This window comes from Bombilactobacillus sp. ESL1197 (assembly GCF_058107145.1).
The window spans coordinates 724,538-739,233 of sequence record NZ_JBYLTY010000001.1 but is presented as its reverse complement, the minus strand read 5'-3'; the positions used below and the strand labels follow the sequence as shown (position 1 = coordinate 739,233).

Below are 14,696 nucleotides of genomic sequence, written 5' to 3'. Positions count from 1 at the left end.
AAGAGGTCCTTGACCATTGATTAAGCTTGAGCAATTAATTGACGGGCCAAAGTTAAAGCTGCATCTAATCCAGTAGCATCTTTCCCGCCCGCCTGGGCTAATTGAGCGCGACCACCGCCGCCGCCATTGATTTTCGGAGCAATTTGCTTAATTAATTGTCCAGCTGTCAATCCTTGGGCAATCGCCTTAGAACTAGCAGCTATAATTAAATTAGCTTTACTTCCGTTTTTAGTTCCCAATACCAAGACATCTGATTGCGACTTTTGCTTCCAAGTATCTGCCATTTGCCGCAATTCATTCATTCCCGTATCGGGTACGGCTGTAATAATCGCTGTCATGGAACCAAGTTGTTCAACCTGATTTAATAAGTCACCGGCTTCTTGTTGGGCCACCTTGGCTTTTAAATCTCGTAATTTTTGCTTAGTACTCTTTAATTCGGCGGTCAATTGTGTGACTTTTTCAGGCAAAACTTTCATCTGCGGAACTTTTAATTCTTGCTGCATTTGTTGCAAATAATGCAACTGTTCTTGATCGGACTCGTAAGCTTCTTGGCTCGTAACCGCCGTAATTCGTCTGACACCGGAACCAATAGCTGTTTCAGCAATAATCTTAAACATGCCAATTTCGGCCGTATTTTTGACATGCGTACCACCACAAAATTCCATGGAAAAGTCAGCAATTTTCACAACTCGGACTTGATCACCATACTTGTCATCAAATAGTGAAATGGCACCTAATTTCTTCGCCGATTGCAAATCTGTTTCAATCGTTTCTACAGGAATTTCTTGCCAAATTTGTTCATTAACGATTTGCTCAATTTGGCGCAACTGCACGTCAGTCAAACGATCTAAACTAGTAAAATCAAAGCGCAGATAATCTGGCTCGACTAATGAACCAGCTTGATGGGTTTTATCGCCCAAAACATTCCGTAACGCCTGATCCAATAAATGCGTAGCTGTATGATTCCGCCGGACTTTTTTCCGGAAAGTTTGATCAATAGCTAAATGATAGGTTTGTCCTTGCACCAACGGTGCTTTGACATCAACTAAATGTAAATTTTGACCATTTGGTGCATGTTGAACGTCGATAACTTGGGCAACCGTGGTTCCGTTTTGGTCTTGAATCACCCCAATATCGGCCACTTGACCACCCATTTCAGCGTAAAAAGGCGTTCGATCAAAAATTAATTGTGCTTGACCAGCTTTGACCTCAGCAACTGTTTGATCAGCCACGATAATCGCTTGTAAAACACCATCATCAATGCTCATTTGGTCATAGCCGACAAATTCGCTCTCAATGTTTAAGCCCATTAATAATTGATCTTGATTGCCCATGGACTGTTTTTTACCACGTGCTTGCCGAGCACGTTGCTTTTGTTGCTCCATTTGGGCATCAAATCCAGCACGATCGACACTTAAACCTTGCTCTTGTGCTGACTCAACCGTTAATTCATACGGAAAACCATAGGTATCAAACAATTTAAAAGCTGCGCTACCACTAATTTGTTGGCTGCCGTTAGCTTTAACTTGAGCAATCGTTTCATTTAGCAAAGCTAAACCATCATTCAAGGTTTCGGCAAACCGTTTTTCTTCACTAGCAATCACCTTTTGAATGTATTCTAATTGGGCCAATATTTCTGGATAATAACTGTCCATAATTTTTCCAACTACGGGAACTAATTGACTTAAAAATGGACCTTGGATTCCTAATTTATGACCATTTAAAACCGCGCGTCGAATTAAACGCCGCAAAACATAGCCCCGACCTTCATTCGACGGCAAAGCGCCATCACCAATTGCAAAACTAACCGTCCGCACATGATCGGCAATAATCTTAAAAGCCACATCATCGCTAGCAACAACGCCATAATGTTTATCAGCAGTAAAAGTTTCTGTAGCTCGAATGATTGGTAAGAACAAGTCAGTTTCAAAATTTGTTGGTGCATTTTGAATCACGGAAACAATCCGTTCTAAGCCCATACCGGTATCAATATTTTTATGTGGTTGATCCACATATTGACCGTCAGGCAAATGGTTTAATTGGGAGAACACGATGTTCCAAATTTCCAAGTAACGTGCATTTTCGCCCCCAGGATAATTCTCAGGATCGTTTTCCGCAACATCGTTATTTTCCTGTCCGCGATCATAAAAGATTTCAGAATCTGGACCGCAAGGACCCACCCCAATATCCCAAAAGTTATCTTCAACTTTATAGATATGATCAGGCCGCACACCTTGCTTAATCCAACAATCATACGCCGCTTGATCCTTAGGATAAACTGTGACAAATAATTTTTCCGGATCAAAATCAAACCACTCGGGACTAGTCAACAACTCCCATGCCCAAGCAACAGCCTGGTCTTTAAAATAATCACCGACTGAAAAATTACCTAACATTTCAAAAAAGGTTTGATGTCGAGCAGTATGTCCCACATTTTCAATATCATTAGTACGAATACTTTTTTGTGCCGAAACTAAACGCGGATTTTTCGGAATTACTTCACCGTCAAAGTATTTTTTCATCGTTGCTACACCAGAATTAATCCACAATAATGTTGGATCATCCTTGGGTACTAATGATGCACTTGGCTCAATCGTATGACCTTTTTGAGCAAAAAAATCTAAGAACATTTGGCGCACTTGCGCACTAGTCATTTGTTTCATAATTTCACTCCTCAATAAAAAAACAAAATCATTGCTTCACAAGGGCGCTTAAGCGTGGTACCACCTTGATTGCAACGATTTTGTCGTTTGCCACTTCATTTATTATTTTAATTTAAACGTTGGGAGCACTGCATTAAAACCAACAGGTAATTCCACCAACCTTACCCTCTCTCAAGAAAGTTTGAACACAGCATATCCAATTAATTTTAATAATAATTTTAAAATTCTAGAAAGTCAATTCTTTTTCAATAATCTGCTCATAAAAAATGCCTCCAAAAATTAAGATTATTGTCCTAATTCTCAGGGAGGCATATCATACTAAACACTTTAGTGCTGTTGTTTCCGCATTTTTTTGCGTTGATTGCGCTGAGCACGTTGTTCTATTTTACGTTTTTGCCGTCGGTCTTGGTCAACCGCTTGTTTAATTTTCTTACGATAACCAGGCTTTTTCTTCTTCTTTTCTTTTTTAACTAAGCCGACTAATGTTGGATCTAACTGATGCTGCGAAGCCGTGCGTTGTTGGCGGCGATCATGCTGATGGGTCGCAACTAATTCACCGTTTTTAATTTCTTTAGCTGCAAATTTGATTCCTAAATTTTCTAAATGTTGTAACTTTTCTTCCTCTTCCGGCGCATATAACGTAATAGCGCTCCCAGCCATTTGATTGCGCCCAGTCCGTCCCACGCGGTGAACAAAAAAGTCATCATCGTCCGGAATTTCATAATTAACTACATGAGAAACTCCCGGAATATCAATCCCCCGAGCAGCTAGATCAGATGCTACAACAAATTGATAATCCATATTTTCAATCGCCTTCATGGTGCGCTTACGTTCCCGTGGCGTTAATCCACCATGAATGCGGGCAACATTTAACCCTTTAACTTTCAAAAAATTAAAAACTTCATCAACCGTTTTTTTCGTATTCGCAAAGATTAACGCTAAATACGGTTGACCTAAGGTTAAAACTTGATATAAAACAGTCTTCCGATCCCGTCCACGCGTAAAAATTGCCAAATTCGTAATATTAGGGGCAATAATTGTTGGAACCGCTAGTTTAATCACTTGTGGTTCATATAAATATTTTTTCAAAAATGGTTGTAACTTATCCGGAATTGTTGCTGAAAACACCATCGTTTGTAATTTGTCAGGCAAACTGCTGGCAATATGGTCGACCTCTTGCAAAAAACCTAAATCCAAAGTCATATCAGCTTCATCAATCACAAAATATTTAGTTTGGTAAACCAAGAGCGCCTGATTTTTGATCAAATCCCAAATTCGTCCTGGAGTACCAATAACAATTTGAGGTTGCTGCTGTTTCAAGTGTTGTACTTGTTTTAATTTATCGGTTCCTCCAACATATAAACCAATGTGCAAATCTAAAGTACTCGTTTGAATTAATTGCTGTGCTGCTTCGCGAATTTGATACGCTAATTCCCGACTGGGAGCAGTAATTAATAATTGTACTTGTTTAGTAGCCGTTAACTGATTAATTAACGGTAACAAATATGCGTGCGTTTTGCCACTACCCGTTTGTGCCTGGACAATCACATCATGACCTTTTTGGATCACTGGAATGACTTGCTGTTGAACGTTAGTAGGCTGCTGAAAATTAATTTTAGTCAGCGCTGTCTTCAAAAATTCTGCAAAATGATAATCTGCAAAATTAGCCATAATTTTAACCTCAAATTTCCTTAATCTCTATCTTAATCGTCTAATTTAGCTTGTAGTTGCTGATAAATTTGTTCCACCTCTGCCAAATCTTGCGCATTAGCACCACTAGCTAGTGGATGTCCGCCACCATCATGTTGTGCTGCCAAATCATTAATGGCTACTTGCTTAGAACGCAAATGAATACGGTAAGTGCCATCAGCTTTAGCTACCGCAATGACCCAAGATTGAACATTCTTTAACCGCCCGGGTGTCCCAACGACCACATGAGCATCTGCCTGCTGTAAACCTAATTTCGTTAACAATTCAGCTGGCAAAACCACTTTGGCTGCACCATTAGGAGCAATCACCAAATGTTCAAAGACATAACCTTGTAATTTGGCTTGTTCTAACGTCATTTGCCCCATATTGCGATTTAAAGCGGCGGCATCAAAACGATAACCAATTAATTGCGCAGCTAAAGCTAAAGTATGAGAAGTTGTACTTTGATACATGAAGCGTCCCGTATCACCGACTATTCCTGCATATAAAGCGCGGGCTGCTTGGTCCGTGAAAACCAAATCAGAACCAGCACTATTAATTAAATCACCGATAATTTCTGAACAACTCGAAGCACTCGTATTCACATACTGTAAATCACCATATGAATCCACATTGGGATGGTGATCAATTTTAATCAGTTTTTCACCTTCACTATAACGCTGATCACTAATGCGCGGTTGATTAGCTGTATCAACGACAATCACTAATGCTTGTTGATACTGCAGATCACTAACTTGATCCATCGTACTAATCCAGTCTAAATCACCGACTGACCCCCCCGCTAACAAAACCGTTTTATCCGGATAAGTTGCTTGAATGCTGGATGCTAAACCTAACTGTGACCCTAGAGCATCTGGATCAGGATTTTCATGTCGATGGATAATGATTCGCTCATATTGTTTAATTTGGGTAATAATTTCTCCAAAAGTATTCATAATCTTCTCCTAAAAAAGCTCAATTTCCTCAAAATTTTGTGGCACTAAGTTGGTTACCGTAATTCCTAATAAGCGCAGTGGTTGATTCTCTAACATTAAAGTGGCTAACAATTCTTGGCTAGTTTGGTAGATTAATTGTGCATTATTAGTCCAATTAGTCAAAGTCTTGCGCCGTGTATAAGTCACAAATGCCATCGTCCGAACTTTTAAAACAATCGTTTGCCCGTGCAGCTGCTTTTGTTGCAAAGTTTGTGCCACCGACTTTGCTTGTTCCTTTAAAACATCATTAATCTCTTGGTCATTAAAAATTGGTCGATCAAAGGAACGTTCATTACCAATCGATTTATGCTGGCGCTGTGAGCTCACTTGGCGATCATCAATTCCGTGAATTCGCTGATACAATAGAAAACCCGTTTTCCCCAACAATCGCGTTAAAAAAGTCACTGGACATTGTTGCAACTGTTGACCGGTAGTTAAGCCAGCTTGTGCTAGTTTAGCTTGTGTGGCTTTACCAATACCATGTAATTTAGCAATCGGCATTTGCGCCAAAAAATTCAACGCTTGGTTGCTACTAATTACCGTGCGCCCGAATGGTTTAGCATAATCAGATGCCATTTTAGCTAAAAATTTATTATAAGAAATTCCTACCGAACAAGTTAATTGTAATGAATTCTTGATAGTATGCTGAATTAACGCGGCGACCTCAATTGGATCTTCCATCTGCAAATGATTATGCGTTATATCTAAATAAGCTTCATCAAACGCTACAGGCTCCCAAACAGCCGTAATCTTCGCAAAAATCTGGTGAATTTGTTGTGAAACTTGCCGATATAACTTAAAATTCGGATCCGTAAATTGCAATTGCTCAGCAGGGATTAACTCCAATGCCTTAATCGCTGGCATTGCCGAATGTACCCCAAACTTCCGCGCCTGGTAATTAGCAGTAGTAATAACGCCATGACCATTGTGCAAGCGCGGATCGCGAGCAATGACTAGCGCTTTATGGCGATAAGCTGGATGCTCACGTTCTTCCACTGAAGCGTAAAAAGCATCCATATCAACATGCAGAATTTGACGTTGATCATTAATAACAATGGGTAATTCCCAAAAATCAGAGTTCAAGATTATCCGAATTCCAAATCCACTCGTTGCCATCTTTCGCTAATAAATCGTCACTAGCTTGAGGGCCAAAACTATTACTATAGTAATTAGGGAACTCAGGCTGAATTTGATCAAAATATTGGCGAATCCGATCAATAAAGCGCCAAGTGTAATACTGTTCTTGCCAATTGGTAAAATTAGTTTGATTGCCCAACAAAATATCAATTAATAATTTTTCATAGGCTTCCTGTGAGTTAACCATGCTATCTGACAATTCATGAAAATCTAAAGTTTTCAAAGAATTGCGCAACCCCTCTCCTGGTGTCGTCAAGTTCAAACTCAATTTAATTCCCTGCGTTGGTTCTACTACAATTGTCAGTACTGGTCGACAAGGTCTGATTTGTTGCGGTAAAACTTGAGCAAAAATATTATCAGTTTGTTCATTAAAAACAATATCAATCCGCGTAGCTTTCTGACGTAATCTCTTACCAGAGCGAACATAAAATGGTACATTTTGCCAACGTTCATTATCAATCAAAATTTTTCCAGCAATAAAAGTTTCTACGACTGAATTATCGGCTACATCATCCGCTGCTCGATAAGAGCGATGATAACCTTTCTTATCAGTACCATATTGACCGCGCACAAAATAGCGCTCAACTTCTTGAGCTGAATATAACTGTAATTGCGAGAATAATTTGACTTTTTGTTGGTGCACTGCATCAGACGTAAAGACCGACGGCTGATCCATCGCCAATAACCCCAAAATTTGTAAGGCGTGATTTTGAATCATATCACGCAAAGCACCAGCTGTTTCATAATAACCCGCACGTTCACCCACACCCAAGGTCTCAGCCAAGGTAATTTGCACATTATTAATATACTGCTTATTCCAAACAGCTTCTAACATCGGATTCGTAAAGCGCAGAATCGGCAAAGCCTGAACCATTTCTTTTCCCAAATAATGATCAATACGGTAGATCTGTTTTTCTTGGAAAGTGGCTGCAATACTATCGTTTAATTCCTGTGCGCTTTTTAAATCACGCCCAAATGGCTTCTCGATGACCAAACGGTTAAAACCCGTCGCTGTTAATAAATGTTCTGAATTAATATGTTGTGCCACCACTCCAAAAAACTTGGGCGCAATCGCCATATAAAAAATTTGATTAGCGCCAGTTTGATATTTTTGATCTAAACTAGATGCCAATTTTTTTAAGGCAACATAGTGTTCGGCATCATTAACATCATGTGATTGATAATAAAAATGTTGTAAAAATTGATCAATCTGGTCTTGATCGGCAGTTTCATCAACAATTGATTGTAAAATCGTTTGCCGAAAATATTCGTGGCTCCAAGCCCTTCGCGCTGTACCAATTACTGCAAAATGCTGTTTTAAATAACCTTTTAAATATAATTTAAAAAGCGCAGGATATAATTTACGGTGTGCTAAATCACCTGAGCCACCAAAAATAATAAAAATAACTTTTTGTTCCTGCATTATTCATACCTCACACATCGTAATTTTTGTTTTTGGATTGTAGTTATATAAAAATTATCCCAGCATAATAATTACAACCAATTAAAAACCGTCTTCAAACTTAACTAATTGCAGCTAACAAAAAGAGGCTGGGGCAATAATTATCATGTTCTAAACTAACTAAACATTGATTAATTATTGTACTCCAAAAGTCTAAAATTTGTGGCAAACTTACTCAATTATCGTTAGTTTTCAAATTTCAGCGACTTTTGTCCCAACCTCTTCAAAACTCAAATTATTTATCTGCTGTTTCAGTAGTAGTGTCGTCATCCGCTTGACTAGAAGGAGCAGCATCGTCACTAGCCGCTTCATCTGACTTTGCTGGTGCTTTAGTTTCTGTCTCAGCCTTAGCTGTTGTCGCTGATTTAGTTGCGGCTGGTTTATTGACACTTCTAATCGCTGAACGATTAAACGTTAAATAAATTCCATCGCAGTCGATCACGATGGTTTTTTCCGCATCATTAATCGTATCAATCGTTCCGTAAAGGCCACCGATGGTGACGACCGGATCACCAACTTTTAGTTGACCCAACATTTTTTGACGTTGTTCTTGTTGCTTTTTTTGTGGGCGCCACATCGTAAAATACATAAATACAATTAAAATGACGAAAAAGAGTAACAACATCATGTTACCACTACCACTTGCTTTAGCTGCCAATAAGTTCAATTGCTCCACCTCTAGTTTGATTTTACTACTATTCTAACAAACAATCCTTGAAAACACAGTAACTCATTAAAAATTCTTTGCGTTTTTTTCATTAAAGCCGTACTGTTCGAAGACCTGTTGCTTCAAGTCTAATAAATTATCATCCCGAATTGCTTGGCGAATTTGCGCCATCAAATGCACTAAATAATATAAGTTATGATAACTTGTTAAGTGAATGCCAAAAGTTTCATCAACCTGCAATAAATGCCTGATATAAGCCCGAGAATAATTTCGACAAGCATAACAATCACAATTCGGATCTAATGGGCCAAAATCGTGTGCATATTGTGCATTTTTGACGACCAAACGCCCATTAGAAGTCATGCAAGTTCCATTACGCGCAATCCGTGTGGGCAAAACACAATCAAACATATCAATTCCGCGAATGACACCATCAATCAACGAATCAGCTGTGCCCACGCCCATCAAGTATCGTGGCTTATTTTCCGGCAAAAGTGGCGTCGTATAATCTAAAACTTGATTCATTTGCGTTTTCGATTCACCAACAGATAAACCGCCAATAGAGTAACCAGCAAAATCTAATGAAACTAAATCTTTAGCGCTTTGCTGTCGCAAATCTTTAAAGCCTGCGCCCTGCACAATTCCAAAAATCCCCTGCCGATTAGGATTGCGATGCGCTCTTAAACCACGTTCTGCCCACCGCGTTGTACGTGCAATTGATTTTTGCAAGTAATCATGTGATTCAAAGAAAGGCGGACATTCATCCAAGCTCATCATAATATCTGGGCCCAAATCATTTTCAATATGAATGGCCTTTTCTGGTGATAAAAACATCTTACGCCCATCTAAATGGCTCTTAAAAGTAATACCTTCTTCACTAATACCGCGCCTTTTGGCTAAAGAAAAAACTTGAAAGCCACCAGAATCGGTTAGTATGCCACGATCCCAATTCATAAACTGGTGCAAACCACCTGCTTCACGCACCAACTTAGAACCAGGCCGTAACCATAAGTGATAGGTATTAGATAAAATGACCGTTGCTCCGATTTCCTTTAATTCCTCTGGTGACATAGTTTTGACACTGGCTTGTGTCCCAACAGGCATAAAAATTGGGGTCTCAAAAGTTCCATGCGGGGTAATTAATTCGCCTAACCGGGCGCCAGTATGTTTTTCTTTTTTGATTAAATGATATTTAATTGGTTGTTCCATATAAAACTCCAAATTTCTGTATATTATTGGACATCGTACTGCACCAAATAACAACTCATTGCTTCAACAATGTGATCCTAACTTGGGTAATGAAGTTGGGAAAAATTACTTAGCAATTGAGTGCATAAAAATGTTCGTTTCTATTCACGATAAATTCTGTTTGCCTCAACTGATTTTTACTGCAAATTTATTTAATAAACATTGCATCACCAAAACTGAAGAACCGATATTGCTCTTTAACTGCGTGTTCATAAGCATTTAAGATATTTTCGCGTCCGGTAAAAGAAGCTACTAACATCACTAAGGTGGACTTAGGCAAATGAAAATTAGTAATAAACTCATCCACCACCTGCCAACGATAACCGGGCTTAATAAAGATATCAGTCCAGCCACTGTCTGCCTTAATTTTTCCGTCAAACTTCGTTCCAATTGTTTCTAAAGTTCGAATAGAAGTGGTACCCGTTGCAACAATTTTGCCACCATTAGCCTTAACTTCATTTAAAGTTTGCGCCGCTGCTTCACTCAAACGATAAAACTCACTATGCATCTGATGATCATCAATATTTTCTTCAGAAACTGGCCGAAAAGTTCCCAACCCCACATGTAAGGTTAAATAAACTAACTTAACACCCTTAGCTTGGACTTTCTCTAATAAGTCTTTCGTCCAATGTAAGCCAGCTGTCGGGGCCGCTGCTGAACCTTCTTCTTTGGCATAGACCGTTTGGTAACGATCAGGATCAGCTAATTTTTCTTTGATATAGGGCGGTAAGGGCATTTCACCTAATTGTTCTAAGATTTCCATAAAAATCCCATCATAATCAAAGTGCACCATCCGACCACCGTGTTCCAATTCTTTCGTAACCGTACATTTTAACTTTCCATCACCAAATTCGACAACGGTCCCCACTGGTGCTCTGCGTGCTGGTTTCATCAAAACTTCCCAGTCATCGCCCTCGGTATTATTCAATAATAAAACTTCTAAGTGTGCCTGCGTCTTTTCCTTAATGCCATACAAGCGAGCCGGTAAAACCTTAGTATTATTCATTACTAAAGCATCACCAGGATTTAAATAATCTAGAATATCAAAGAAGTGTCGATCTTGATATTCACCAGTTTGATGATCTAACACTAACATGCGTGATTGGTCGCGGTTTTTAATCGGAGTTTGTGCAATTAATTCCTGAGGTAAATGATAATCAAAATCTTCTAACGTTAACAATTTAATTTTCTCCTTTAGTTAATGGAATCCCTAAATGTTCATAGGCTTTGGTAGTCACCACCCGACCACGGGGGGTCCGCTTTAAGAAACCTTGCTGTAACAAATATGGTTCGTTCACGGTTTCAATTGTTTCTTGTTCTTCACCTAAATTGACAGCCATCGTTTTAATTCCTAACGGCCCACCCTGATACAGATTAATCATCATCATCAATAATTTGCGATCTGTCTGATCAAGCCCTTGATCATCAACTTGTAATTGGTCTAAGGCCGAAGCTGCCAAAGTTTGATCAATTTCTGCTTGACCAGAAACCTGCATAAAATCGCGGACACGCTTTAATAAACGATTAGCTACGCGCGGTGTGCCGCGTGAACGCCGTGCTAGTTCATGCGCACCGGCGCTGGTTACAGACACATTTAAAACCTGAGCGGAGCGTTGGACAATTTGCGTCAATTCGGCTTCATCATAAAAAGCCATGTGTTCGACAATCCCAAAGCGACTCCGCAAAGGTGAAGATAATTGGCCTGCCCGGGTCGTCGCACCAATCAAGGTAAACGGCGGTAATGGGTAGTGAATTGCGTGGGCATCGGAGCCTTGACCGACGACGATATCAATATAAAAGTCCTCCATCGCCGAATACAAAATTTCTTCAATATTTTTTGGTAGACGATGAATTTCATCAATAAATAACACATCACCAGCTTGTAATTCACTCAAAATAGCAACCAAATCACCCGGTTTTTCAATTGATGGCCCCGTCGTCGTTCGCAGATTGACTTGTAACTCATGAGCAATCACCAAAGCTAGCGTTGTCTTACCTAATCCAGGCGGTCCGTACAACAAGACATGATCCAGTGCTTCCTGACGCTTTAAAGCTGCTTGAATATAGACATGCAATTCATGTTTGACTTTTTCTTGTCCCAAGTACTGGTCCAAAGTTTGAGGCCGTAAAGATTGTTCAACCGCCGCTTCTTGATCATCGAGAATTTGATCATCAGTTAAATGATCCTTGTCAGACATCTAATCACCCCAGTTCTTAATGTAATAATTTTAAACCTGCCCGGACGTAATCACCCGCATTCTGGGCCGTCACTTGACTTAAAGCCGTTTCAATCTTTTGTAATTCTTTTTGAGAATAACCTAAAGCGGCTAACGCCGCTAAGCCATCAGCAAAGTCTTTATTAGCAGTTGCTGATGGTACATGACTAAATAAGTTAGTAGGATTGGTTGCCAGAGTTGTTTTGGGTAATTTATCTTTTAAATCCAAAACAATTTGTTGCGCCGTTTTTTTACCAACACCAGGAAACTTCGTCAGAAATTGCACATCGTCGCTCCCAATTGCTTCAATCAATCCCGAATGATCATCATCAGCCAAAATAGCTAACGCACTTTTGGGACCAATTCCAGAAACCGAAGTTAATTGTAAAAATAATTGTTTTTCTGCTAAGTCATAAAAACCATAGAGGGATTGATCATTATCACGAATAATTTGTTCAATATAAAGCTTGAGCGGTTCGTCTGTCTGGTAACGATAAGGGTTCGCCACCAAGATATGATAACCAATGTGTTGGACCTCTAATACCACATAAGTGGGATAAATCGCTGTAATAATTCCTTGAAAATATTCAAACACAATAAAACCTCACTTAAACCGTCTAGATTGATGGGGATCTTGAATTCTCTTAAACATCTTTTGGATTTCCGCATCACTAAAATGAATTAATGTCGGCCGCCCATGCGGACAATTATACGGATTTTGGGCTTGTGCTAATTGATCCAAAATTGCCTGAGCCTGAGGACGGTCCAAATGATGATTAGCCTTAATAGATAATTTACAGCTCATAGTAATCGCTGTTTGTTCTCGAAAACGGGCTATATTAATTTTACCGTCTTGCAAAATATAATCAATCATTTCTCGAATCGTCTTTTCTTCTTGCTCAACGCCAATCCAAGTAGGATGGCTAGTTACCACAAAACTATTTTGTCCAAACGGAGCAATCTCCACCCCCACCTGACGTAATAAATCTAAGTGTGCACTTAAAGTAATCGCCTCTGAATTAGCGTAATCCAAAATTAACGGTACCAATAATTTTTGTTGATCGCTACTAACTTGACCAATTGCTTGACTAAATTGCTCATACTTCACCCGTTCTTGGGCAGCATGTTGGTCAACCAGATAAAAACCATCACCACTTTGAGCTACTAAATAAGTTTCATGAATTTGTGTCAGGAATTGTAATTGGGGAAAAGCTGATTTGGATAACGACTGTTGTGCCACTGACTTGACTTTGGGTGTAGCATCCGACGCTTTTGGTGGTAATTGCGTCAGAGTGGCATCTTGTTGAGCAATTTGCTGCATTTTTTGATCCCATTGTTGTAGATGCTGAGGATCTTGAAAGATTTCTTGTAAATGCACTGCTCCTGGTTGAATCCAATTAGTCGTTGGCGTGGTCTTGGTAACAGATGGTTCACGTAAAAAAGATGTTGCCGCATTAAATGACTCATCAGTTTGCACAAAAGGCGGTCTTGGTTTGGAGGGAGTTGTTTTTAAAGCATCCGGAATTAAATTTAATTGCCCCAATGCTTGTGCAACGCTTTGTTCAATTAAATTAGCTAATTGTTGTTCTTTACTCAAGCGAACTTCACGCTTGGTTGGATGAACATTAACATCAACTAATAACGGATCAGTCGTAATTTCTAGAACACCTATAGGATAGCGCCCAACCATTAGCTTTGAACCATACCCCGCCAAAAAAGCTTTACTTAATTGATAATTATGAATATAGCGTTGATTAATTAACAGTGCGATATAATTGCGGTTAGCTCTCGTTTGTTCTGGCAAAGATAAATAGCCTTGAACCTGAAAATCAGCATCAACACCTTGACAAGCAATTAAGTCAGCTGCTACTTTGCGGCCATAGATCCCCGCAATAGTTTGTTTGAGATCGCCGTTACCAGAAGTTCGCACTAAGGTTTTCTTTTCATTGTTTAATCTCAACGCAATCTGGGGGTGACCTAAGGCTAGATGATTTACAACCTCAACTACTTTTTTTAACTCAGTATTTAAAGTTTTGATATATTTTAACCGCACGGGTGTATTGTAAAATAAATCGGTCACCACCACTGTGGTCCCCTTTTTAGCCGCGGTCACCTGTGGCGTTTGGAATTGTCCACCTGCTACTTGCAACAGCGTGCCACTGGCTCCATCAGTACTAGTAGTAAGCACGACCTTGGCAACTGCAGCAATACTAGCCAAAGCCTCACCCCGAAACCCTAAAGTCTGTACATTAAATAAGTCCTGGGTTGAACTGATTTTACTAGTGGCATGCGGTTGAAACGCTAGCTGAACTTGATCTCTAGCAATACCATCACCGTTATCAACAACCTTAATTTGCGAAATACCCGCATCTTGCACTTGAATTTCAATTTGTGTTGCGTGTGCGTCAATTGCATTTTCTACTAATTCTTTGACCACGGATGCTGGCCGTTCTACCACTTCGCCTGCGGCAATTTGATTACTTAAAGTACTTGGTAATTCATGAATTTCTGCCATTGAATATCCCTACTCTAATCTAATTTACAGCTAATGTTTACTAACACAATTGGCTTGCAAAACTTCTCAGCAGTTAGTATTGCTACTACTTAATTTTTGAACAA

The 14,696-nt window shown here is 39.5% G+C and carries 11 protein-coding genes; all 11 read right to left on the bottom strand.

Going from position 1 to position 14,696, the window contains the following annotated elements:
• Nucleotides 1-20: 20 nt before the first annotated feature.
• Nucleotides 21-2,663 carry an alanine--tRNA ligase gene (gene alaS / locus AC3B6B_RS03165; protein WP_489757248.1) on the bottom strand — a complete coding sequence of 881 codons (2,643 nt, stop codon included), beginning with the start codon at nt 2,661-2,663 and terminating at the stop codon, nt 21-23.
• A 327-nt stretch (nt 2,664-2,990) separates the two neighbouring features.
• Nucleotides 2,991-4,334, bottom strand: a complete 1,344-nt coding sequence (locus AC3B6B_RS03160) for a DEAD/DEAH box helicase (protein ID WP_489757247.1) — start codon at nt 4,332-4,334, stop codon at nt 2,991-2,993.
• Between the two features lie 32 nt (nt 4,335-4,366).
• Nucleotides 4,367-5,308, bottom strand: coding sequence for a DHH family phosphoesterase (locus tag AC3B6B_RS03155; protein ID WP_489757246.1), 942 nt, complete (start codon nt 5,306-5,308; stop codon nt 4,367-4,369).
• Between the two features lie 9 nt (nt 5,309-5,317).
• On the bottom strand, nt 5,318-6,463 hold the full coding sequence (dinB, locus tag AC3B6B_RS03150; RefSeq protein ID WP_489757245.1) for a DNA polymerase IV: 1,146 nt from the start codon (nt 6,461-6,463) through the stop codon (nt 5,318-5,320).
• Nucleotides 6,420-7,907, bottom strand: coding sequence for a glucose-6-phosphate dehydrogenase (gene zwf, locus AC3B6B_RS03145; RefSeq protein ID WP_489757244.1), 1,488 nt, complete (start codon nt 7,905-7,907; stop codon nt 6,420-6,422). Before zwf ends, dinB begins: the two co-directional genes overlap by 44 nt.
• A gap of 274 nt (nt 7,908-8,181) precedes the next feature.
• Nucleotides 8,182-8,613, bottom strand: coding sequence for a preprotein translocase subunit YajC (gene yajC, locus AC3B6B_RS03140; RefSeq protein WP_489757243.1), 432 nt, complete (start codon nt 8,611-8,613; stop codon nt 8,182-8,184).
• A gap of 66 nt (nt 8,614-8,679) precedes the next feature.
• Nucleotides 8,680-9,822 carry a tRNA guanosine(34) transglycosylase Tgt gene (tgt, locus tag AC3B6B_RS03135; RefSeq protein WP_489757242.1) on the bottom strand — a complete coding sequence of 381 codons (1,143 nt, stop codon included), beginning with the start codon at nt 9,820-9,822 and terminating at the stop codon, nt 8,680-8,682.
• 187 nt (nt 9,823-10,009) lie between these two features.
• Complete coding sequence (gene queA, locus AC3B6B_RS03130) at nt 10,010-11,041, bottom strand: tRNA preQ1(34) S-adenosylmethionine ribosyltransferase-isomerase QueA (RefSeq protein ID WP_489757241.1); 1,032 nt, start codon at nt 11,039-11,041, stop codon at nt 10,010-10,012.
• 1 nt (nt 11,042) lies between these two features.
• Entirely contained in the window at nt 11,043-12,059 is a 1,017-nt protein-coding gene (gene ruvB, locus AC3B6B_RS03125; RefSeq protein ID WP_489757240.1) for a Holliday junction branch migration DNA helicase RuvB, read from the bottom strand.
• Between the two features lie 16 nt (nt 12,060-12,075).
• Nucleotides 12,076-12,672 carry a Holliday junction branch migration protein RuvA gene (gene ruvA / locus AC3B6B_RS03120; protein WP_489757239.1) on the bottom strand — a complete coding sequence of 199 codons (597 nt, stop codon included), beginning with the start codon at nt 12,670-12,672 and terminating at the stop codon, nt 12,076-12,078.
• A gap of 9 nt (nt 12,673-12,681) precedes the next feature.
• Nucleotides 12,682-14,592 carry a DNA mismatch repair endonuclease MutL gene (gene mutL, locus AC3B6B_RS03115; protein WP_489757238.1) on the bottom strand — a complete coding sequence of 637 codons (1,911 nt, stop codon included), beginning with the start codon at nt 14,590-14,592 and terminating at the stop codon, nt 12,682-12,684.
• Between the last annotated feature and the right edge of the window lie 104 nt (nt 14,593-14,696).

Bases quoted from the DNA above. Each gene is read 5' to 3' on its own strand.
- tgt (WP_489757242.1), bottom strand. From the start codon at position 9,822: ATGGAACAACCAATTAAATATCATTTAATCAAAAAAGAAAAACATACT.
- dinB (WP_489757245.1), bottom strand. From the start codon at position 6,463: ATGGCAACGAGTGGATTTGGAATTCGGATAATCTTGAACTCTGATTTT.
- ruvB (WP_489757240.1), bottom strand. From the start codon at position 12,059: ATGTCTGACAAGGATCATTTAACTGATGATCAAATTCTCGATGATCAA.
- zwf (WP_489757244.1), bottom strand. From the start codon at position 7,907: ATGCAGGAACAAAAAGTTATTTTTATTATTTTTGGTGGCTCAGGTGAT.
- mutL (WP_489757238.1), bottom strand. From the start codon at position 14,592: ATGGCAGAAATTCATGAATTACCAAGTACTTTAAGTAATCAAATTGCC.
- AC3B6B_RS03155 (WP_489757246.1), bottom strand. From the start codon at position 5,308: ATGAATACTTTTGGAGAAATTATTACCCAAATTAAACAATATGAGCGA.
- AC3B6B_RS03160 (WP_489757247.1), bottom strand. From the start codon at position 4,334: ATGGCTAATTTTGCAGATTATCATTTTGCAGAATTTTTGAAGACAGCG.
- alaS (WP_489757248.1), bottom strand. From the start codon at position 2,663: ATGAAACAAATGACTAGTGCGCAAGTGCGCCAAATGTTCTTAGATTTT.